Raw genomic sequence first — 21,507 nt, 5'->3', positions numbered from 1 at the left:
ACTGGGACTGGGCGTTTTTGCCCAGTTTTTCTTACGTAAATGGGAATAGTCATAGTCGACAGAATTTTGTATACGTGAAGACTTAGTGAGTCAAAATATAGGCTTAGGCAGATTTTTTAGTGTTGAAGAAAATTGGCAAATGAAGTTCATAAATCAGTCAAAAAACTTCAAAATATGGCGCTTTATGAATTAATTTGATTGATATTGATTGATATTCACTTTATAATAAGTTACTTGAAGGGGAATTCGACTGGCTCTCCTGACTGCAGGCGTAAATGCAAGCGAGTTCAATGAGTAAGGAATCATTATTCTTTCCTTGTATGGAACATTGTCAAGCCGCAGACAATATAAGAGAACTGTTCGCTCTTGGCAATGAATCCGCTCTCTATTTTTGTCGGGCACTTTGGAATCCTATTGATATAATAAAAAAGAAAATATTAAATTAGGAGTTGATCATTCGTGATTTATACATGCACGTTGAATCCGGCGATTGATTACTTTGTACAAGTTGATCATTTTAAAGCCGGCGAATTGAATCATGTCAAAGCTGATCGCAAGATGGCAGGTGGGAAGGGGATCAATGTCTCCAGAGTATTAAAACACTTGGGCCAGGATTCTAAATGCCTAGGCTTCATCGGAGGATTTACTGGGGAGTTCATTAAGGGTAAATTGGCAGAAGAAAGCATTGAAGCAGATTTTGTCCCTGTTGATGGGGACACGCGAATTAATGTTAAGCTGAAAAGTGATACGGAAACTGAAATTAATGGGGTAGCTCCGCAAATTACCGATGATCAGCTGAATGCCCTTTTTGCAAAACTTAATCAAATGACTGCTGAGGACATTCTCGTACTTTCAGGAAGTGTTCCGGGAACATTACCTGTAACCATCTACAAAGAAATGATGGAACATGTTCGTACGAGTGGTGCTAAAGTCGTCGTTGATACAAGTGGAAAGGCATTCCGTGAAATTGTTGATGCGAAGCCATTTTTGGTTAAGCCAAATCACCATGAACTCGGTGAATATTTCGGTGTGACGATTGAAACCTTTGATGAAGTAAAGACTTATGGGAAGAAACTCGTGGAAAAAGGTATCGACCATGTCATTGTTTCAATGGGTGGCAAAGGAGCAATCTACATAGACAAGGATGAATACCTATATGCACCTCCAGCAAAAGGTGAGTTGAAAAACTCAGTGGGTGCTGGCGATTCATTAGTTGCTGGATTCGTTTCCGAGTATGTAGTAAGTGGTGATTTCCGAAAAGCATTCCAAAAAGGAGCAGCATCGGGAAGTGCAACTGCTTTTTCTGTTGATTTGTGCACGAAAGAAAAAGTTGAAGAATTGTTACCTCAGATAGAGATTAGCAATATCTAAAACATAGACATATTGCGGAAATAACGATGGGCAAAGAAATGAAAAAACGTTAGGAATCCGCCACCTAAAAATCAACTGGGTAACCCTTTATTAAGAGAGGATGGGAATCATAATGAAAGTGACGGACCTGTTAACGGCAGCGACCGTTAATTTGGATTTGAAAAGCAACACAAAAAAAGATGTATTAGATGAGTTAGCAGCAACACTAGATAAAGCTGGTAAACTGAATGATCTTGCCGGCTACCGAGCTGCAATTGATAAGCGTGAAGGGCAAAGTACAACCGGGATCGGTGATGGGGTTGCAATCCCGCACTCAAAGACATCCGCTGTAAAAGAAGCCGCTATTGCTTTCGGACGTTCAAAAGAGGGCGTTGACTTCCAGTCTCTAGACGGACAACCGGCACATCTCTTTTTTATGATTGCAGCAGAAGATGGGGCAAATGCGACACACCTTGAAGCATTACCAACACTTTCAACATTCTTGATTAACCCTGATTTTCGTGAGAAGTTAATGAGCGCAGAAACTGCTGACGAAATCGTGGCTTTGTTTGACGAACAGGAAGAAACAAGCAAGAATGTGGCCGCTGAAGAAGAGAAGCAAGCTGCTGAAAATGAAGATGGCTATCAGATCCTAGCAGTGACAGGCTGCCCAACTGGGATTGCGCACACCTATATGGCAGCCGATGCATTGAAGCAAAAGGCAAAAGAAATGGGTGTATCCATCAAGGTACAGACAAACGGATCGACAGGAATAAAGAACAAGTTGCAACCGAATGAGATTGCCAAGGCAAAAGGTGTTATTGTTGCTGCAAGTATTAACATCGATGTGGAACCATTTAAAGGAAAGCCGCTTGTGCAGGCACCTGTAACAGATGGTATTCGTAAACCTGAAGAACTGATTAATCAAGTACTCGATGGTAAGGCACCGGTTTACCAAGGCGATGGCGGTGCATCCAAGGCAACTGAGGAAGCATCAGAATCAAGCGGTAAGAAATTAAATATCTATAAGAACTTGATGAATGGTGTTACGTACATGCTGCCATTTGTTGTTGGTGGCGGGATACTCATTGCCATATCTTTTATGATCGCCTCACTGATGCATATTGACCTTAGACCGATCACTGATGTCAGCGAAGTGCACAACTTCGCCAGCTTACTTAGCTATATCGGAAGCGCAAATGCAATGTACCTAATGATCCCGATTCTCGCTGGATTTATCGCGATGAGTATTGCTGATCGTCCAGGTCTTGCACCAGGTATGGTTGGTGGATTGATGGCATTGACAAGTAATGCGGGCTTCCTTGGTGGTTTGATTGCCGGCTTTCTTGCAGGTTATACTGTCGAATTCCTTAAATGGGCATTTCGAAAATGGCCGCAATCTCTGGACGGACTGAAGCCAGTTCTGATTTTCCCATTGTTCGGTATTTTTATTACGGGCGGATTAATGTTTTTAATTAACCAGCCGATCAGTATCTTTGTAGAGGCAATGACCCATTGGCTTAACAGTATGGGCACCGGAAATCTTGTGCTGCTTGGCTTGATACTCGGCGGTATGATGGGGATTGATCTTGGTGGGCCGTTTAATAAAATAGCATTTACATTTGGTATTGCGATGATTAGCGCCGGCAATTTTTATCCACAAGCTGCTGTTATGGCAGGTGGTATGGTGCCTCCGCTTGGTATGGCTTTAGCGACAACGCTATTTGCACATAAATTTAATCGTGCGCAACGCGATGCCGGAAAAGTTGCCTATGTACTTGGTGCGGCCTTCATTTCTGAAGGTGCGATTCCTTTTGGTGCAGCCGATCCATTACGTGTTTGTGTCTCAACGACGATTGGTTCTGCACTTGCAGGTGGGCTTTCCCTATTGTTTGGTATTGGCCTTCGTCCACCGCATGGCGGTATCTTTGTTATCCCACTCGTGAGCAACGGAAGCCCGTTTCTTTACGCGCTGGCGATCGCAATCGGAACAGTTGTAACGGCAATTCTCTACGGTATCTGGAAGAAGCCGCTTGAGGAACAAAAGAACGTCTAATTTAGTGACAAGTTTGTCTGAATAACAACATTTAGTGACAAATGGACTGAAATGGTTGTAGTCGCTTTCAATTTAAAATGGCTCTTGATATAATAATAACTGTTACGTTTTACTGATGAGGACACAGCTGGTAAATTGAATCGATGTGATTGATCACATCGGTTTGAATTCTTGTGAGTTGCTGAAAAAGTGAAAGTTATGGAGCGTTTCTAGGAATCGCTCAACTTTTTATATCTGAAGGGTTAGGTGAACGATTATTATGTCTGAAAAGATTACAGGTATTGCTGCTTCTGCAGGTATTGCTATTGCAAAGACTTTTATTTTGAAAAACCCGGATCTTTCATTTGAAAGAAGTACGGTTAGCGACAAAGAAGCAGAAAAGAAGAAACTGAATGATGCACTTGAAATTTCGAAAAAGGAATTAACAAGCATCAAAGAAACCGCCGAACGGGAACTTGGAAAAGACAAGGCTGAAGTATTTGCCGCACATCTGATGTTCCTGAGCGATCCGGAATTTGTCGGACAGATATCATCAAAGATTGACGATGAAAGCCTAAGTGCAGAATCCGCACTTGATGATGTGTCCAGTTTCTTTATCCAAATGTTTGAGAGCATGAAAGATAATGAATACATGAGGGAACGGGCAGCAGACGTCCGTGATGTGTCCAAGCGTCTTCTTGCGCATATCCTAGGTGTTTCATTTACATCTCCAGCAAGCATTACTGAGGAAACAGTTATTATTGCCGAAGATCTAACGCCTTCAGATACGGCTCAGTTAAACCGTAAGTATGTCAAAGGCTTTGCAACGGATATCGGAGGTCGTACATCTCACTCTGCGATCATGTCCCGTTCTATGGAGATTCCTGCTGTTGTTGGTACAAAGACAGTTATGGAGCAGGCAAAAGAAGGACAACTTGCAATCATTGATGGCTTAAGTGGTGAAGTGATTCTTGATCCAACTGAAGAAGAAGTAAACGAATATAAAGCAAAACAAGCTGCTTATAAAGAACAACAAGAAGAATGGAAAAAGCTTGTTCATGAAACAACGAAGACCAAAGATGATGCGCACGTGATTCTTGGTGCCAACATTGGAAATCCTGGCGACGTTACCGGTGTGGTAAATAACGGTGGTGAAGCAGTTGGCCTTTACCGTACAGAATTCTTGTACATGGGTCGTGACAAGCTACCAACGGAAGATGAACAATTCGATGCTTATAAAGAAGTACTTGTGAAGATGGAGAATAAGCCGGTTGTTATTCGTACTTTGGATATCGGTGGCGATAAGAAACTCTCCTATCTGCCTCTTCCAGAAGAAATGAACCCATTCCTTGGTTTCCGTGCAATTCGTCTCTGCTTGGAGCGTCAGGATATTTTCCGCACACAGTTGCGCGCACTGCTCAGAGCAAGTGCATACGGAAAATTGCGGATCATGTTCCCAATGATCGCAACGATCGATGAATTCCGTCAGGCGAAAGCAATTCTTCTTGAAGAACAAGAAAAGTTGGTTGCTGCTGGAACGAAGGTTTCCGATGATCTACAGGTTGGTATGATGATGGAAATTCCAGCTGCTGCAGTACTGGCTGATCGTTTTGCTAAAGAAGCGGACTTCTTCAGTATCGGAACTAATGACCTGATTCAGTATACGATGGCTGCTGATCGCATGAATCAACATGTTTCGTATCTGTATCAACCATGTAACCCGTCCATTCTTCGCTTGGTCAGCAACATTATTGATGCTGCGCATAAAGAAGGCCATTGGGCAGGTATGTGCGGTGAAATGGCCGGTGACGCCACAGCAATTCCACTGCTTCTCGCACTTGGCCTAGACGAATTCAGCATGAGTGCAACATCTATTCTGCCAGCAAGAAGCCAATTGCTGAAATTGTCCAAGGAAGATTTGGCAAAACACAAAGAAGCATTCCTCAACCTCGATACGGCTGAAGAAGTGCTGGACTACGTGAAAACGAAAATGATCTGACAAGCTATTAAGAAACCGGACAGGTGCTTCTCATGAGGTACCTGTCCGGTTTTTTATTTACAGATAAGCGGGCATGCTGCTTAATACGTGCTTATTGGTTATTCGACAGTGGCAAGCGGGCAATCGAAGCATAAATAGGCAGCAAAATAAGGACTGGGCGGTTTTTGCCCAGTCCTTATTATTGTTGGCGATCGTGCATGCGAGTTAACTAAAATTTTACGTCCTAACTATTAAAATGAATGATAAAATTTTTAAAAAAAGTGATCGATATATTTTTGAAAACGATCGATAAAATTTTGAAAGTGATCGATATATTTTTCAAACTGACTGATAAATTGCTCAATCTGATTGATAAACGCTGTAAATACTGAGAACCTTTCAATCCTGATCTAGTTACGGCTTCAACACGTCTTCAAACACTTTTTTTACTTTCGGAGTCACATAGTGGCTTCCACCATGTTTTTGCGTGTTCTCGACAACCATCGTGACCATTAACTTCGGATCATTGGTATTGTAAGCGACAAACCATCCGTTTTCACGACCTGATTTTCCTTGCTTCTCTTTAAATTCTGGTGTGCCTGTTTTTCCGGCCAATGTAAGTCCGGCTATTTTCGCATCATGTGCGGTTCCCGCAGGATTATTGATGACTTGGATCAGATCTTTATTGATTAACTGCGCCGTTGCTTTTGACATGACGTTCTTTTTCCAGAAAGTAGGTGGATCATTCGTCTTAATTAGTCTCGGCTTAATCATACTGCCGTCATTAACAAACGCCGAATAGATTAACGACAAGTGTAGCGGATTAACAGTGACTTGCCCCTGACCATATCCAGAATTGGCCAACAGCGTCTGGGTATTCAATTGGCCATCATTTGAGATTGTCGATTTGTGCATAGGGTATTGAATAGGTAATGATTCACCAAACCCAAATTTTTTTGCATCACTGGCAAAGGTTGCTCCACCGATCTTAAGCGCAGCCTGGGCAAAATAAATATTGTCTGATTTAAACAGTGCGGTTTCCAGATTCACTTTCGGATCATGGTTAAGACGGGTCACAGAGTAATTGCCCCAAGATTTATTTGCTTGCCATTTTGTCCCGTTGATCGCTACCGTTTGATTGGGATTTATGGATTTGTGCGTTAATGCAATCGCTGCAGTCAAAGCTTTAAATGTAGAACCTGGAGCAGTTGCCGCGGTAAAACGATTCATCAATGGTTGTTTTGGATTGTCACTTAATTTTTGATAAGCACTGGAGGACATACCGAGAACAAAGTCATTTGGGTTGAAAGATGGAGCGCTGACAAGCCCAAGTATGTCACCGTTTCTTGGATCGATAGCAACCCCGGTCCCAGCGTCTTTCTTAAGTTGACGATACAGTGCATCTTGAACATTTCGATCAATGGTAAGCTGGATCGTTTGCCCATTAATCGGTTGTTTCTTGGCGATCGTCCCAACTTCGGCACCTGTGGAGTCTAGCAGTACAATTGAGGCACCATCCTGTTGGCGGAGCTGTTTTTCAAACAGCAATTCAAGCCCTGTTTTACCAATAACAGAGTTGGCGTTATAGCCGTCATTCGGATGCTTTTTGAGCAGTTCGGCGGTCATTTTCCCAACATACCCAATGAGATGTGCACTGGCATTCTTATCCGGATATACTCTGCTGTTGACATCGGTTTTTACAACGCCAGGGAGTTGCGTTACTTTTTTAATCATAGCCGTTTTTGTGGCGTCAATGGTTGTAATGGGAACAAGGCTATCGACTTTGACCCAGGAAGCGGCCAGTGCGGTGTCAATTTGCTCTTTGCTCGTGCCTAACAAGTGTGTGAGTTTATCAATGGTTTTTGCTTTTTCATTGTCCGTGCCCATTTTTCCTGGAATGAGATCGATGCGCGCGGCTGTTCCATTGATTGCCAATGGTTTATTGTTTCGATCGACAATCTCACCTCGCGTGCTTGGCAGCGTGTCAACGCGAATCTTAGAGGTCGTGGTCATTCCTGGCAGAATCAGATTGGGTTTCCAATTCACGTACCAATTCTCTTTGTCCTTTCTTTTCTCTTTTTTCAGTGTAATGTTCTGGGAAAACTTTACGGGTCCTGCTACGGTTGCCAGCTCTGCTTTCATATGAACAGTGCCGCTGTTCTTCTTTCCATCGGATAGGGATGCAGTAATGCGTTTAGCCTCAATGCCCTCATAAATACGTTGATAGCGGGCAATAAAATCAGCTTTGCTCACATTTTTTTGGGCACTTTTAGAGAGAAGACTATACATTTTTGAAAAGTTCTGTTTTTGCCATGCATGTACGTAGTCTTCCATACGCTCTTTGGCTGTTGGTTGGTGGTTCCCACACGCGGTTAATACAATTATTGCAGCAAGGAAAAGTGTAGAGAGAAGAGAGAGCTTTCGTAATTTCATATTATTTATACACCTCCATAATATCCGGGACATGCTCGATCATCACAAAATATATTCCAATACTCCAGGTTCCATGCAGAAGTCACAAATAATTACTTAGTCTTCATTATAAAGGATTTAGCATAGATCTGCCGAACCATGAGTGATTAAGCGAGTTAATTTTTTTAACGAGACCTTAGTTTGATAATATTTGTAAACCATGATGCCCAAAGTCTATTGAGCATGATAGTATTGAAGGGGAACGAGAGGTGAACGTGGTGACGATGAAATTGGTTATTTTAGAGACGAGTGATGTGCATGGCAGCATCTTTCCGATTAGTTATGCGGATAACGCGCCTAAGGATGTTGGCATGGGGAAAATTTCATCGCTTGTGCAGAAACAGCGGGCTGAAAATCCTTATACACTACTCATTGACAATGGCGATATGATTCAGGGAACACCATTACTTTACTATTATTCGCGATTTGATACTAGACGTCCCAACCCAATGGCTGTGATCGCGAATCAACTGAATTATGACTGTGCCGTATTTGGCAATCATGAATTCAATTTTGGTCGTGCGGTTTTGGATCATGCAGTCGCTTCCTCAAATTTCCCCTGGTTATCTGCGAATATTATCAACCAATCAACCGGAAAACCCTATTTTGGTCAGCCATACATTGTTAAAACTTTTCCACAAGGGCTACGTGTTGCTGTTCTTGGCCTGACAACTAAATATGTGCCTAATTGGGAAAAAGCTGAGCATCTTAAAGGTATGCGCTTTGAGGATCCCGTGGAAACAGCAAATCATTGGGTTCCGTTGTTAAAAGATCAAGAACATGCAGATGTAGTTATTCTATCTTATCATGGGGGATTCGGCCGTGACCTTCAAACCGGACGACCGATTGAGGAACTTAAAGGGGAAAATCAAGCCTATCAAATTTGTCGAGATGTGCCGGGTATTGATGTACTTTTAACCGGACACCAGCATCGACAAATCTCTGGACAGACCGTTAACGGCGTCATTGTTCTCCAACCAGGCTGCAATGGGACCTACTTGGGCAAGGTGACTCTGGAACTTGAGCACCAGCAGCGATGGACGATCACGAAGAAAACATCGGAACTTATTCCGGTAAGAGGGGTTGAAGCTGACCAAAAAGCTTTACAACGCGTAGAAGATTATGAGAAGGATGCGCAAGATTGGCTTGATCGACCACTCGGCAAGATCGAGGGTGATATGAGTATCCAAGATCCGATGGAGGTGCGCACTCAAGATCACCCGCTAATTGAATTCATCAATCGCCTTCAAATGAAAGGTTCGGGCGCGGATATATCTTCGACCGCTCTATTTAACAACGAATCACCTGGGTTGCCCGAGAACGTCACGATGCGTGATATTGTCGCCAATTATATTTATCCGAACACACTACGCGTCTTGAGGATCACCGGAAAGGACATGAAAGAGGCGCTTGAACGTTCAGCCTCCTATTTTACAAGATATACCGGTGGCCCGATTAAAGTCAGTACGGACTTTACGAATCCAAAGCCGCAGCATTATAACTATGACATGTGGGAGGGAATTGAGTACATTATTGATATTTCACGTCCGGTGGGTAATCGTCTAGTAAAATTGGATTATCATGGGACCCCGGTTCTGCCGGACCATCCGTACGACGTAGTCATGAACAATTACAGGTCTGTCGGAGGTGGTGATTACACCATGTTTCGCAATAAGCCGGTAATTAAGGATATACCTATTGATGTGACCGAACTTATCGCGAACGAAATCCTTGAAAAGAAAGTCATTAAGGCCGAGGTCAATCACAACTGGAAATTGATTTACTAAGAGTGATTGATCCAAGAGCCTAATAGAAACAGACAAGGATGTGCATCGCTTAATGAAGCATATACTACATAATGATTGGGAAGAGCTTCTTCAACCGGAATTTGAAAAAGATTACTATCAGAAGCTGCGTCAATTTCTCAAAGAAGAGTATTCAACGAAGACGATTTATCCGGTTATGTATGATCTCTTTAATGCGTTAAACTACACGCCTTACAAAAAGGTAAAGGTGGTGATCCTTGGCCAGGATCCATACCATGAACCAGGTCAGGCACATGGTCTCAGTTTTTCAGTCATGCCCGGTGTACGGCAGCCACCATCGCTACAAAATATTTTTAAAGAATTGAAAGATGACTTAGGTTGTGAGATTCCGAACCACGGATGCCTCATTGAATGGGCCAGGCAAGGGGTGCTTTTGCTGAACACCGTACTTTCCGTTCGACGAGGTGCAGCAAATTCGCATAAAGGGATGGGCTGGGAACAGTTTACAGACGCCATAATTCAAGATCTAAATGAGCGAGAGCAGCCGATCGTATTTATGCTGTGGGGGCGCCATGCGCAGGCAAAAGAAGCGTTAATTACCAACAAACAGCACTTCATTATAAAGTCTTCGCACCCGAGCCCTTTCTCGGCACGCTATGGATTCTTCGGAAGTCACCCTTTCTCAAGGGCAAACGCATATTTGAAGCAGGCTGGCGAAGAGCCGATTAATTGGCAAGTTTCTTTGGAAGAGCCAAACCTTTAATAGTAAAAGACATCCCGCAGATTATGCGGGATGTTCTTTGTCCGAAAAAAGAGTTAGTTTCTAAACCAATGAAAAAGCTTATGCGCGTCTCGTTCATCAAGTTGACGCATTGTATACGTTTCTGCCGAAGAGGCACGAACAGTGGCACTGCATGAAGCGAGATTCAATCTGCGCTGGGTACGCGAATTTTTCTTTGCAAAGGACTGGATATTGTTCTTGCGCGTAATCGTTGTCGTTTTTGCAAACAAGCGATTGACGAAGATCAGCCGGTCTTCATTTAATGCATAGCCTTCAGAGCGCAGCCTGATCCAGCAATAAACGAGAATAAGGGGCAATGCGAGAAACGTATATTTTCCCCAGGGAAGCCACCATGCAAGAATAGAAGATAAACTAAACCAGAAGGCAATGGGGATGATCATTCGGTACAATGCCCCTCGAATAGGAAGTTGGTTGATCGTTATTGGTCCTGAAAATTTTGGCATCACGTTTTCGAGAAAAATAGGCAGATCTGTTTTCCGAATGAGCGGAAAGATAAGTACAGATCCACCATCGCCTTTTTCGGAATCGATACTACCGCTACACTCGGCATAGAGGGTACACCAGCCAAAGAGTTGCTGAAGCCATTGCTCTTTGATACGGATTGCCTGAACACGATCGATTTTATATGTTTCATCACGAGTCTCCAGTATCCCGCGATGGATGCGCCATTCATCGTGATAAATGGATAATTTGAATCCTCCCCATTTGAATAGTGTAGTAATGAGTGAGAATAGCCAAAGGAGCAGAATAGCAAAACCAATAATTATAATAATGCCAACCAGAGAAACATGCTCGATGTAGCTTAGAGAGCGTCCACGTATTCGATCCGGAATGAGATCATCTGCCTGTGACCAGAGTCCGAAAACTGCGGCCAGCATGACGCCGATCTTGGAGTATAAAAGAGAGGCGGCCACCAAACGTTTACCGGATAGTGTGTAGACATGTAGTGGCGATTCATCGATGTTTGGCGAAACAGACACTATTTCTTCAGAATGAACCTGTTCTGCTTGTTCAGTCTTTCCACGGCTGATTTGCGCCTTTATTTTCTCTGCTTCTGTACGCTTCAACGCAGAAAGGATCATGTCTCCTTTGACGGCAGGATCTGCAGTATCAAATTTTAACTGAACGATACCAAGCGGGCGCATCAAAAGGTTTGTTTTAATTTGGACAGACTGTATCCGTTGGATGCGGATATAACGGTCATTACGTACCAGAACGCCGGATCGAATATGAAATTGGTCATCGACAAATTCATAGGTAAACCGGAGCCACTTAAAAAAGTTAAAGATTAAAATAATTAGCGGGATAATGATGATATACCCGAAAATGGTGTCTAAGTGACGGACACCCCAGATAAAACCAAACATTAGGGGAACAAGGATGCTCCATAGGGTTGAGAGCGCCTCATTGAAAATGGCGAAAAAATGAAGGTGTTTGCCTTTAGAGTTCATTTGCCGGGTTCTCCTTAATCAGTTCCGAAATTTGGTCACGAAGAGCAAGCGCTTCTGCTTCCTCCAAAGCCGGAATTGCATGAACACCTGCTGCAGTCGTTACAGAAACAGCCGTCAAATGATGTTTGCGCAGCAATGGTCCTTGTTCCGTTTCCACATTCTGTACGCGTGTAAATGGAATCACTGTCTGGGTGATGATGATGATGCCGTCCTGAATCAGCAAATCCTCTTTGCGGATCGCATAGTAGAACGTTCGATAGCTTATTTTCGGGAAGACAAAGACATACAGAATCAGTTGCAAGACATTCAATGCTGCAAGAGAACCGGCAATATAAAAGAGGAAATAAGGCCAGTTAAAAAAGATAACGGCTGCGGTAAATGCTCCGATTATTGGCCAGATGACGAAGTGGGTCATCAGTGCGCGTTGACGCCATATAGTGACAATTTTAGGATTAAGACGTTTTTTCTCCAAATAACCCTCTCCTTTCTTTGGGTATGATCTCAAAATTCACATTCACAAAGCTGACTTTGAACATCCTTTAATGCTACTGCTCTAGAGGCATTATAACATGAGTTTTTTTCAGCATTGAAGGGGGAATAGGAAGTATATAGGTAGTGATGACGCTGATGTTCATGGAGATGTTGCTTATTGATAGTACTCGGCAGATCATCAAACACAGTGAAGGGAGCGAATTTTCATGAATACTTGTCCACATGACAACGGCTATAGACAAGCAAGGGCAACTGAAAAAGTGGATGAGCGGGAACGCTCTGTGCAAAGACTTCAATGTCCGGTTTGTCGTGCAGATCTGGTAGTTACCGTACATCACAACTGTTTGGACATCAATCAGATTAACCCCCATCAATGATAAACACCGGGCGACTGCCCGGCGTTTATCATTGATTATTCATTTGTTTATAGTATGCAAAGAGCTTTCTTCGCAAAAGTTTATGTGATGCATTTTCAGGCAATTGATCGATGACATAAATACGTTTTGGCACTTTATAGTGCGCAAGATGTCCACGGCAATAGTCGATCAGTGCATGTTCTGAGAACTGCTCGGCATGTCGTAAACTGACGAAGGCGATCGGTACGTGTCCCCATTGGGTATCCGGAATCCCGATCACACCAGCTCTCTGAACACCCTCAAAGCCGTTTAGTATCGATTCTACTTCTGCCGGATAAATATTTTCACCGCCGGAAATGATCAGATCTTTTCTGCGGTCTAGGACGAATAGGAAACCATCATCATCGAGATAGCCGATATCCCCGGTCAAAAACCATTGATCCTCAAATGCTTGCTTTGTCGCATCAGCATTATTTAGATAATGACTAAAGACTGTTGGTCCTTTCACTTGAATCTCACCGGGTTCATCCACTGCAGCGGAATGGCCGTCGCTAATGATTCGGATTTGCATCGGAAAAAGTGGTTTTCCAGCTGATCCTGCTTTTTCAAGCATTGATTCCGGTGGCAAAGTCACCGACTGTGATGCGGTCTCACTCATGCCGTAGGTTTGGTAGATCGGCATGTGCAGACCGAGGCAACGCTGAAGCAGATGCTGTGGAACAGGACCACCGCCGAGCAAGATGCAGCGTAGCGTTGAAGGATATGTTTTCCCCTCACCAAGTGCATCCATCATCCGCTGTAACATCGGTGCAACAACCGATATATGGGAAATTCCCCCTTTAGTAATCTGGTGATTGACTGTTTCTGGTGAGAATTTCTCGCAGAGATAGACCGGCATCCCATAAATGACACTTTTCATCAGGATGGACAAACCGCTAACATGAAAAAGCGGTACACAGCAAAGCCATGTATCCTTTTGGGTTAGCCCGAGATTGAGTAATGATGCATTTGCATTCCACCAATGGTTTCCATAGGTCAGCACGACACCTTTCGGGCGCCCGGTTGTTCCTGATGTGAAAATGACCGTACAAGGCTCGTTTAGCTGGACTTCAGTGCTGAAATCGATGAGCGGCGTTTTCGCTGTGAATAATGCTGAGATGTGTAAAACGGTACAGCTTGTTTTTTCACCGACTTTAATTGCCTTTTCTTCATTAGACTCATCTGTAATCAGCATTTGAGAGCCACTATCTTGTATTTGCTGGGTCAGCTCATCTACAGATAATCTTGTATTGAGCGGGACCATGACAGCACCGGCCATCATTAATGCATGCGTCAGGATTGCGCATCTGATTGTGTTCCCTTGCAATGAGGCAATATATGCCCCGGAAACCACGCCTGCAGAACGAAGCGCTGAAGCTGTTTTTTGTACATGCACGTACAGTTGCTGAAAACTCAGTTTCTCATGTTCCGTCTCAAAAGCAAGTCGATGTGGCGTTAATTGTGCACGTTGATACAGCCATTGCGGCATAGATGGCATGAACGAATCGTTATCTGTGGTCACGGGAATTTCGGAAACTTACTGAAATCAGGATCGCGTTTTTCTTTGAAAGCGTCACGTCCCTCTTTCGCTTCATCGGTTGTATAGTAAAGCAGTGTTGCGTCTCCGCCAAATTGCTGTAGACCTGCGAGGCCATCCGTATCCGCGTTAAACGATGCTTTGAGAAATCTAAGCGCAGTGGCACTTTTTGTGAGCATTTCTTTCGCCCATTTTACGGTTTCTGCTTCCAATTGATCGAGAGGAACCACGGTGTTAACAAGTCCCATATCAAGGGCTTGTTGTGCGTTGTACTGACGGCACAAGTACCAAATTTCACGTGCCTTCTTGTGTCCGACAATGCGTGCTAAGTAGCCTGCACCATAGCCTGCATCGAAACTGCCGACCTTTGGTCCGGTTTGTCCGAATACTGCGTTATCTGCGGCGATCGTCAAGTCACAAACAACCTGAAGAACGTTTCCTCCGCCAATAGCGTAGCCGGCAACCATTGCGATGACCGGTTTCGGAATGATTCGAATAAGATGTTGCAGATCAAGCACGTTCAGACGTGGAATGTTGTCCTTTCCAACATAGCCGCCGTTTCCGCGTACTTTCTGATCTCCACCGGAGCAGAACGCTTTCGTTCCGGCGCCTGTAAGAATAATAACGCCGATTGAGGCATCATCACGAGCAATCGCAAACGCGTCAATCATTTCAACGACTGTATTTGGTGTGAATGCGTTGCGCACTTGTGGTCGATTAATGGTTATTTTGGCAATACCTTCATAAGTTTCAAAGAAAATATCTTCATAGTCTTTGACTTTTTGCCACGTAATTGAGGACATTAGTTCACCCAGCCTTCTCAAAAATTGGTCGATAGGTCACAATTCTGTCAAATGTGACACACATATTGTAGCACAACTCATCCAGCATTTCCGATTATGATTCTTACTTGAAACCTCTTCTTACTTTTTAAAACCAAATGGATTGTGAGAACGGTCATATATGTTTAAAATGTTTTTCGGAGGGATGGTTTAGAAAGGCGTGGTGCGAGACGCCTGTGGGAGTAGCGAACCAAGTGAGACCCCGCAGACAACGGCTTGATCGAGGAGGCTCACGGATCACCCGCGGCAAGCGCGCACCGAAAGCCTCAATTCTCTATAGATGTTAATAAACATCCTTTATTTTTTATCAGGTTGTTATTCCGAGAAAAGCTTGACGCATACGAAAGTCGCACGGAAATTGACAATCCCCTTTCATTTGCGCGACAATGCGAATGGCTACGTTAAGTATGCATCATGAACATTCGATAACAGAGGGAGCAAACAATGAACAACTATAAATTAACACTTCAATATGACGGGGGCCGTTATAAAGGCTGGCAGCGTCTTGGTGATGACAAGAATACAATTCAAGGAAAAATAGAGCATGTGCTATCGGTGCTGGTTGGTGAACCCGTGGAGATTATCGGCTGCAGTCGAACAGACGCCGGTGTACATGCGCTTGGGCAAATCGCAACGTTTAAAAGTCCCAAAGAATTTTCCAATTTAGAAATCAAGACCTACTTGAATCATCAACTGCCAAAGGATATTAGCGTGATTGATGTCGCACGTGTTCCTGAACGTTTTCATGCGCGCTATCATGCGAAAGAAAAGACCTATTTGTATAAAATATGGAACGGTCCTTACCCCTATCCTTTTATGAGAAAATACAGCATGTATGTTGAAGAAAAATTGGATATTGATCGCATGGAACAGGCCAGCCGTGATTTCATTGGCGAACATGATTTCACTGTGTTCGCTAACGCCAAGTCCAAGAAGAAATCTTCAATACGCACCATCTCGGAAATAACCATCGATAAACGTGATGGTTTCATTGAAATCCGCTTACGGGGAAATGGCTTTCTCTATAACATGGCACGGAAAATGGTTGGCACGCTTATAGAGATCGGTTTTGGTAACATTGATACCGATCGTATCCCGGAAATTCTTGAATCTAAAGAACGAAAACAAACAGGCCTTATGGCAGAAGCACAGGGCCTGTATTTAGAAAAAATATATTATTGAGAACACGATTAAAAGTTCAAAGCGGAGAAAATTAGACACTGCTTGAGCGATATTTATGTTTTTACTACCGGGGCAATGATTTTATTGGACTTGATATCAATTATCCCTTCTGGTGTAAGTCGAACAAAAGGCAAATGCAGTTCAGTCATAAAATACAGGCAGAAGAACGGATCGTCAAAGGCGAATCCGCTCTTTTTCATGTGTGCAATGAAGTGTTCTGCCTCCGCGTTCAGTGTGTCCATCGGTTTATTGCTCATCACACCAAGCATCTCTAAGGGGATTGAAAAAGGTTGATCATCGAATTGCGCGGTAATCCCCTGATTGCCGTCCATGATTTTCTGATAGGCGTCTGCCATTGCCTGCCTGTCCTGCCCAATGAGTAGCACGTCTCCCGAGGCACAGTAAGTACTTCCGAGTGCGCGAAGCGAACGTGCAAAGTTTTTGATCCGTGTGCAAAGATAGGCACCGCTTTTTCGGTTAATATAGACGAAGAAACATTCATCTGCTAAGAGATCACGGTTTGGATCAAAGGTATAGGGTCGCGTTATGACACTATTCTCGAGTTTAATACCGATGGAGACCGTCGGCTGAAGCGGACAAGTCTTTGGCAGATGTGCGAGATCAGCACGACTAAAGAAATGCTTCAATGAAAAGTCGGATGTCCTTCCCAAGTTCTTTTCATCGCGGACAATCCATTTTCCCTCAAAAAGGACGCTCGTCGGTTCCGGCTCCTCAAGACTCTCGATAATATTAATATCCGCCATTCTGCCCGGTGATAGGCTACCCACCGTGCCGTCTATGTGATAGTAGACAGCGGGATTCAAGGTAGCCATCCGATAAGCATCGAACACAGATATGCCGCTTTTCATTACCTCCGTGATCATCGCTGCGTGTGTTGCCTGCTTCAGAAAGGGAAGCGAGGCACCATCGTTCGTCACCATCAGTTTGGATAAATCAATGCCCGGATGATGTGCAAGCTCTTTCATAATGGTCGGAAGGTCGGGACGAATGGACGAATAACGGATCGCTGTGTAATAGCCCAAATTTAGTCTTTGGATAACATCCTGTGCGGTCATTGATTCGTGGTCGGCGCTGATGCCGCTGGTCGCAAACAAATTCAGGGTGTTGACAGACGAGCCGGGCAGATGACCTTCCATGCGTTTGCCCGATTGCCTAACGGCGAAAAGTTTCTCATATAATTCGGGCGAACCAAATTTAAGCGGTAGCCAGTGGCTGAGTTCCCCGCCTTGTACGACATACGGTTGATCTAGCCAGTGTTCCAGAGCGTTCGTTGAGGGACGATGTTCTTCGAAATAGGCCCACCACAACCAAGAGTGCCTCCTGGTTTGGTCCAATCCTTTAACGAATGCATGCATTTGCTCCTCATCTAAATGGGCGGAGGCAAAGCTATTGTCATTAATCGAAATCATCGTTCCATGCTCTGTCAGATAGCTTCCTAAGGACAGTGGATTATAAAGAAGAAACGGATGTGCATGGGGTTCGATGTAGGCAGGAACCATGACTTGGTGATCCTTTAGTTGGATTATCTCTGTTTTATCCGTGATCAGTGGCTCATCAGGACCGATATAGGCGATCCGATCACCGCTTAACCAAACATTTTCTTTTTGAACGATTCCAGAATAGACATGAAGAACGTTAACATTTGGAAAAAATAGCGTAGCCGGACTTTTTTTACGAACGGTGTTGATCAGTCGGCAATGCGTTTCATAAGTGAGTGGTTGCATAAATTCACATCTCAATCATAAGTGTTGTATTTATTATACAGACACTTACATCAGTTTTCATAGTAAACGCAGATAGCGTTCACTAATTAGCAGTGGTCATTCCCGTTCGGGGGCATGCTTATCATGATTCTATGATCTAGTAAAGAAGAACCATCACAATATGAAAAAAGACTTACGAGAATAATCTCCGTAAGTCTTTATAAAATGAAAAGAAAGTATAAATCGTTTTGCATAAAAATGCAGCGAAGATGCGAGACGCATGCTTGGATCGTTTCAGATGATCGCGTGCCAGTGGAGACCCCTTTTGTATGTTCGAGAAGGCTCACGGTGTGTTCACGGCAAGCGAGCAGTCGAAGCATAATTGATGCAGGATCAAGGGCTGGGCGATTTTTGCCCAGCTTTTCGCAGCAAACTATTATTTGAATGAATTATCTCGCGCTGCAAATGCTGGACGTGAACGGTGCCAAAATTTAACTTTCATCAACATTTGTAAGGATTTTCCACCACGAATTTGGCTAATGACGAGCAGAAAAATTAAGTAGGCAACGGCTATGCTGACAATGTACCAAAGGGTGAGTGTGATGCCGGCACGGTCAATGGCTAATCCGGTAAGTGCTGGGAAAATCGCAGAACCCAGACCGGACAGACCGGAAATGATTGGTGTAACTAGGTGTGCACTATTCGGGATCGAATAATTTGCGTAGACAAGTGTAATCGAATAGATGCCGGACATCATCAATCCAAGAGTTCCAACAAAGATATAACCCATCAATGCATTTTTCAATACGATGAACAGGACGAGTGAAATAATGGTTCCAATTATATTGATCAACAGATAAGCGTTGTATGTGAGCTTGCGAATAATGACTGCTGTTGCCGCACGTCCGATGACCATTGCACCCCAGAAAATACCAATACTGATTGACGCGTAATAAGCAGCTTGGTGTAAATAGTGAATAAAAATCGATGACATGAAGTTGTTCAAGCTCCCTTCAAGTCCGCCATAGAGGAATACAATCATGGCGAACAGACCCAGAACAATCCACTTCATGTTCGCAGTTAACGGGCGTTGTGCATCACTTGATCCGGATGCATCCAATGGTTCACCTTGGTCCACAACTTTTTTGGAATAGGAAATGCGCGTCCAGACAAGAGCGAGTACAACTGCGAGAACAGCAGTGATTACAAACAAATATCGCCAGATGTTATGAGCGATGAAGAAGCTCGCAAGCAGGGGCATTGTGAATGCACCAAGACCGAAAGCAACTTCCAAATAGCTCATCGCAACAGCTTGACGGCCAATAAATACCTCAATAAACATGGTGGCGACAACAATCCCAATCGCCGCCGATCCGGCACTGTTTAGAAAATAAAGGGCCATAAATAATGGGAAAGGCGGAAGTAAAAGAATGCTAAACTGCGCAAAAGCAATGAGTAATGCGGCAGTCGTGAGCAAGGGCTTCGGATGAAAACGGCGATTCAGCCATGAAGTCAGCAACACACCTGTAAGAAATCCCATGGCACCGACAAAAATAAGCCTTCCGCCAATTGTATATGAAACATGATAATAAGTTAAGAGTTCAGGTAACACAGATCCTATTGAGATCGCAGTAAGTCCGGTCAAAAAATAAAGGGCACAAGAGGCAAAAGTAAATTGGCGCATGGTGCAAGCGCTCCTTTCATGAGAAAAATAATAAAGAAGCGTCGTCAATTGCTCCCGCGCCCCTTCAAGTCAACTCAGAACATTGTAGCAGGAACATACCAACAAGAGAAGAGATTTGAACACTTTTTTATTAAAAAAATAAGAAACATTCATAATCCACTTGAAGGACGAGGGAAAACCGCTTGTTCAAGGAGGCTCGCGGTGCGCCTGTGGCAAGCGAGCAATCGAAGCATTATCGATACACAGATAAGGATTGGACGCTAATTATACAGTTTTTCTCTATGAAGTGATCTAGGAGGTGATAATTGAACCAAAGGAAGAAAAAATTGAACCGAACCAGTCTAAAATCAACCTAAGAGCTAGAGCCGAACTTAAGGAACACGACGCACAAGTGATGTCTTATTTTTCGGAGCCTTCAATCCTATAGTAGGGCTCATGCAGTTAGACTTTGTAGAATAACATGGGAAACCATCTTTATTTTTAAAAACTATACGCACAATCAGTTTTCATTTGCTCGACGAAACCTGAAATCAGCGTGAAAAAAGAGGGCAGATTATATGACCCATACTAAGAATCCACACAATGAAGCGAATACATAAGTGGTGTAGCGCATTACGTACTGGGTTGTTATAATCAAAGTATGACTATTAATCTTAGGGGGACTTGAATCATGGGGCAGTCGATAACGTTCCATAAAGCTGATCAGTTAAAGAAGAAGCCTGATGCTGGTCAACTCGGTTTTGGAAAATATTTCACGGATTATATGTTCGAAATGGATTATACACTGGAAAAAGGTTGGCATGATCCAAAAATTGTTCCATACGGTCCTATTTCTCTGGACCCTGCAGCGACGATCTTTCATTATGGACAAGAAGTCTTTGAAGGGTTGAAAGCGTATCGTGCAGAAGATGGACGAATCTTACTCTTCCGTCCAAACAAGAATATGGAACGCATGAATCAATCATGTGCACGCTTGAATATACCGAAAATTGATGAAAAATTTGTAGTCAAGGCAATTAAAAAATTAGTTGCTGTAGAGCAGGATTGGATTCCTAATCAACCTGGGCAGTCTCTGTATATTCGTCCGTTTATTATTGGCACAGATGCTGCACTTGGCGTGCATCCATCATCCATGTATAAGCTTCTGATCATTCTGTCCCCCGTTGGGTCTTATTTTGGAAATTCGATGAGCCCTGTGAAGATCTATGTTGAGGATGAATATGTTCGTGCGGTCAAGGGAGGCGTTGGGTTTGCCAAAACCTCAGGAAACTATGCAGCGAGCCTTAAAGCACAAACAAAATCTGAGGAACTCGGCTTCGACCAAGTTCTTTGGCTTGACGGTGTGGAACATAAATATATAGAAGAAGTCGGCAGCATGAACATCTTCTTTAAAATTGATGATGAAGTGTGGACTCCGGCTTTGAACGGCAGCATTCTGCCCGGCGTAACACGTAATTCTGTTATTGCTCTGCTTAAACATTGGGGCATTACGGTGAAAGAAAAGAGAATCTCTGTTAAGAAACTTTTCAAGAAAGCAGAAAAACAACAGCTGAAAGAAGTATTCGGTACGGGTACGGCTGCTGTAATCTCTCCTGTAGGCTTTCTCAAGTGGGAAGATCATGTGATTAAAGTAGCCAATGGGGAAACCGGTAAACTTTCCAAGAAACTTTATGACACGTTAACTGGAATTCAGACTGGCAAGCAGAAGGATGAGTTAGGCTGGACTGAGGAAGTTAAAGTGGAAAAAGAAAAGGTTACTGAATAAGCAGATACCGAGAAAAGCCTCCGTGCAACGCA

The 21,507-nt window shown here is 43.6% G+C and carries 15 protein-coding genes; 8 read left to right on the top strand and 7 right to left on the bottom strand.

The window, feature by feature from the left end; translation table 11 throughout:
- The first annotated feature begins 459 nt into the window (after positions 1–459).
- The 3 genes from pfkB (at position 460) to ptsP (ending at position 5,384) form a co-directional block, all read left to right on the top strand.
- Positions 460–1,371, top strand: coding sequence for a 1-phosphofructokinase (pfkB, locus tag NIE32_RS03115; RefSeq protein ID WP_253052925.1), 912 nt, complete (start codon positions 460–462; stop codon positions 1,369–1,371).
- 112 nt (positions 1,372–1,483) lie between these two features.
- Positions 1,484–3,406: a PTS fructose transporter subunit IIABC gene (locus tag NIE32_RS03110; protein WP_253052923.1), complete on the top strand. Its 1,923-nt coding sequence runs from the start codon at positions 1,484–1,486 to the stop codon at positions 3,404–3,406.
- 259 nt (positions 3,407–3,665) lie between these two features.
- Positions 3,666–5,384, top strand: a complete 1,719-nt coding sequence (gene ptsP / locus NIE32_RS03105) for a phosphoenolpyruvate--protein phosphotransferase (protein WP_253052921.1) — start codon at positions 3,666–3,668, stop codon at positions 5,382–5,384.
- A gap of 393 nt (positions 5,385–5,777) precedes the next feature.
- On the opposite strand, the gene NIE32_RS03100 is transcribed toward ptsP, so the two are convergent.
- Entirely contained in the window at positions 5,778–7,796 is a 2,019-nt protein-coding gene (locus NIE32_RS03100) for a penicillin-binding transpeptidase domain-containing protein (RefSeq protein WP_253052919.1), read from the bottom strand.
- Between the two features lie 263 nt (positions 7,797–8,059).
- On the opposite strand from NIE32_RS03100, the gene NIE32_RS03095 reads away from it, so the two are divergent.
- Positions 8,060–9,622: a bifunctional metallophosphatase/5'-nucleotidase gene (locus tag NIE32_RS03095; protein WP_253053274.1), complete on the top strand. Its 1,563-nt coding sequence runs from the start codon at positions 8,060–8,062 to the stop codon at positions 9,620–9,622.
- A 52-nt stretch (positions 9,623–9,674) separates the two neighbouring features.
- Positions 9,675–10,364 carry a uracil-DNA glycosylase gene (locus NIE32_RS03090; protein ID WP_253052917.1) on the top strand — a complete coding sequence of 230 codons (690 nt, stop codon included), beginning with the start codon at positions 9,675–9,677 and terminating at the stop codon, positions 10,362–10,364.
- A 53-nt stretch (positions 10,365–10,417) separates the two neighbouring features.
- Here the strand turns inward: NIE32_RS03090 and NIE32_RS03085 are convergent, their stop codons facing one another.
- Together NIE32_RS03085 and NIE32_RS03080 are read right to left on the bottom strand one after the other, a co-directional pair.
- The gene (locus NIE32_RS03085) at positions 10,418–11,854 is read right to left on the bottom strand and encodes a PH domain-containing protein (RefSeq protein ID WP_253052915.1); all 1,437 of its coding nucleotides are present in this window, start codon (positions 11,852–11,854) and stop codon (positions 10,418–10,420) included.
- Positions 11,844–12,326, bottom strand: coding sequence for a PH domain-containing protein (locus NIE32_RS03080; protein ID WP_253052914.1), 483 nt, complete (start codon positions 12,324–12,326; stop codon positions 11,844–11,846). The genes NIE32_RS03085 and NIE32_RS03080 overlap by 11 nt, the downstream gene beginning before the upstream one ends.
- Positions 12,327–12,552: 226 nt before the next feature.
- Between NIE32_RS03080 and NIE32_RS03075 the strand changes: the two genes are divergently transcribed.
- Entirely contained in the window at positions 12,553–12,723 is a 171-nt protein-coding gene (locus NIE32_RS03075) for a hypothetical protein (RefSeq protein WP_253052912.1), read from the top strand.
- A 28-nt stretch (positions 12,724–12,751) separates the two neighbouring features.
- Here the strand turns inward: NIE32_RS03075 and NIE32_RS03070 are convergent, their stop codons facing one another.
- The gene (locus tag NIE32_RS03070) at positions 12,752–14,239 is read right to left on the bottom strand and encodes an o-succinylbenzoate--CoA ligase (protein WP_253052910.1); all 1,488 of its coding nucleotides are present in this window, start codon (positions 14,237–14,239) and stop codon (positions 12,752–12,754) included.
- Positions 14,240–14,259: 20 nt separating this feature from the next.
- Positions 14,260–15,081, bottom strand: coding sequence for a 1,4-dihydroxy-2-naphthoyl-CoA synthase (menB, locus tag NIE32_RS03065; protein WP_253052908.1), 822 nt, complete (start codon positions 15,079–15,081; stop codon positions 14,260–14,262).
- A gap of 483 nt (positions 15,082–15,564) precedes the next feature.
- Here menB and truA point away from each other — a divergent pair, with 483 nt between their 5' ends.
- Positions 15,565–16,302, top strand: a complete 738-nt coding sequence (truA, locus tag NIE32_RS03060; protein WP_253052906.1) for a tRNA pseudouridine(38-40) synthase TruA — start codon at positions 15,565–15,567, stop codon at positions 16,300–16,302.
- A 53-nt stretch (positions 16,303–16,355) separates the two neighbouring features.
- Here truA and NIE32_RS03055 read toward each other — a convergent pair whose 3' ends face one another.
- On the bottom strand, positions 16,356–18,047 hold the full coding sequence (locus tag NIE32_RS03055) for an adenine deaminase C-terminal domain-containing protein (protein ID WP_253052904.1): 1,692 nt from the start codon (positions 18,045–18,047) through the stop codon (positions 16,356–16,358).
- 415 nt (positions 18,048–18,462) lie between these two features.
- Entirely contained in the window at positions 18,463–19,710 is a 1,248-nt protein-coding gene (locus tag NIE32_RS03050) for an MFS transporter (protein ID WP_253052902.1), read from the bottom strand.
- 670 nt (positions 19,711–20,380) lie between these two features.
- On the opposite strand from NIE32_RS03050, the gene NIE32_RS03045 reads away from it, so the two are divergent.
- The gene (locus NIE32_RS03045) at positions 20,381–21,475 is read left to right on the top strand and encodes a branched-chain amino acid aminotransferase (protein WP_253052900.1); all 1,095 of its coding nucleotides are present in this window, start codon (positions 20,381–20,383) and stop codon (positions 21,473–21,475) included.
- The last annotated feature ends 32 nt before the right edge of the window (positions 21,476–21,507 follow it).

This window comes from Sporolactobacillus kofuensis, from assembly GCF_024125425.1.
GTDB lineage: Bacteria > Bacillota > Bacilli > Bacillales > Sporolactobacillaceae > Sporolactobacillus > Sporolactobacillus kofuensis.
Note: the sequence above shows the minus strand (reverse complement) of the source record. Positions and strands in the feature narration are given on the sequence as shown.

Coding starts and splice junctions, on each gene's coding strand:
- NIE32_RS03055 (WP_253052904.1), bottom strand. CDS start 18,047: ATGCAACCACTCACTTATGAAACGCATTGCCGACTGATCAACACCGTT.
- NIE32_RS03100 (WP_253052919.1), bottom strand. CDS start 7,796: ATGAAATTACGAAAGCTCTCTCTTCTCTCTACACTTTTCCTTGCTGCA.
- ptsP (WP_253052921.1), top strand. CDS start 3,666: ATGTCTGAAAAGATTACAGGTATTGCTGCTTCTGCAGGTATTGCTATT.
- NIE32_RS03045 (WP_253052900.1), top strand. CDS start 20,381: ATGGGGCAGTCGATAACGTTCCATAAAGCTGATCAGTTAAAGAAGAAG.
- NIE32_RS03075 (WP_253052912.1), top strand. CDS start 12,553: ATGAATACTTGTCCACATGACAACGGCTATAGACAAGCAAGGGCAACT.
- NIE32_RS03070 (WP_253052910.1), bottom strand. CDS start 14,239: ATGCCATCTATGCCGCAATGGCTGTATCAACGTGCACAATTAACGCCA.
- NIE32_RS03110 (WP_253052923.1), top strand. CDS start 1,484: ATGAAAGTGACGGACCTGTTAACGGCAGCGACCGTTAATTTGGATTTG.
- truA (WP_253052906.1), top strand. CDS start 15,565: ATGAACAACTATAAATTAACACTTCAATATGACGGGGGCCGTTATAAA.
- NIE32_RS03095 (WP_253053274.1), top strand. CDS start 8,060: ATGAAATTGGTTATTTTAGAGACGAGTGATGTGCATGGCAGCATCTTT.
- menB (WP_253052908.1), bottom strand. CDS start 15,081: ATGTCCTCAATTACGTGGCAAAAAGTCAAAGACTATGAAGATATTTTC.
- NIE32_RS03050 (WP_253052902.1), bottom strand. CDS start 19,710: ATGCGCCAATTTACTTTTGCCTCTTGTGCCCTTTATTTTTTGACCGGA.
- NIE32_RS03085 (WP_253052915.1), bottom strand. CDS start 11,854: ATGAACTCTAAAGGCAAACACCTTCATTTTTTCGCCATTTTCAATGAG.
- NIE32_RS03090 (WP_253052917.1), top strand. CDS start 9,675: ATGAAGCATATACTACATAATGATTGGGAAGAGCTTCTTCAACCGGAA.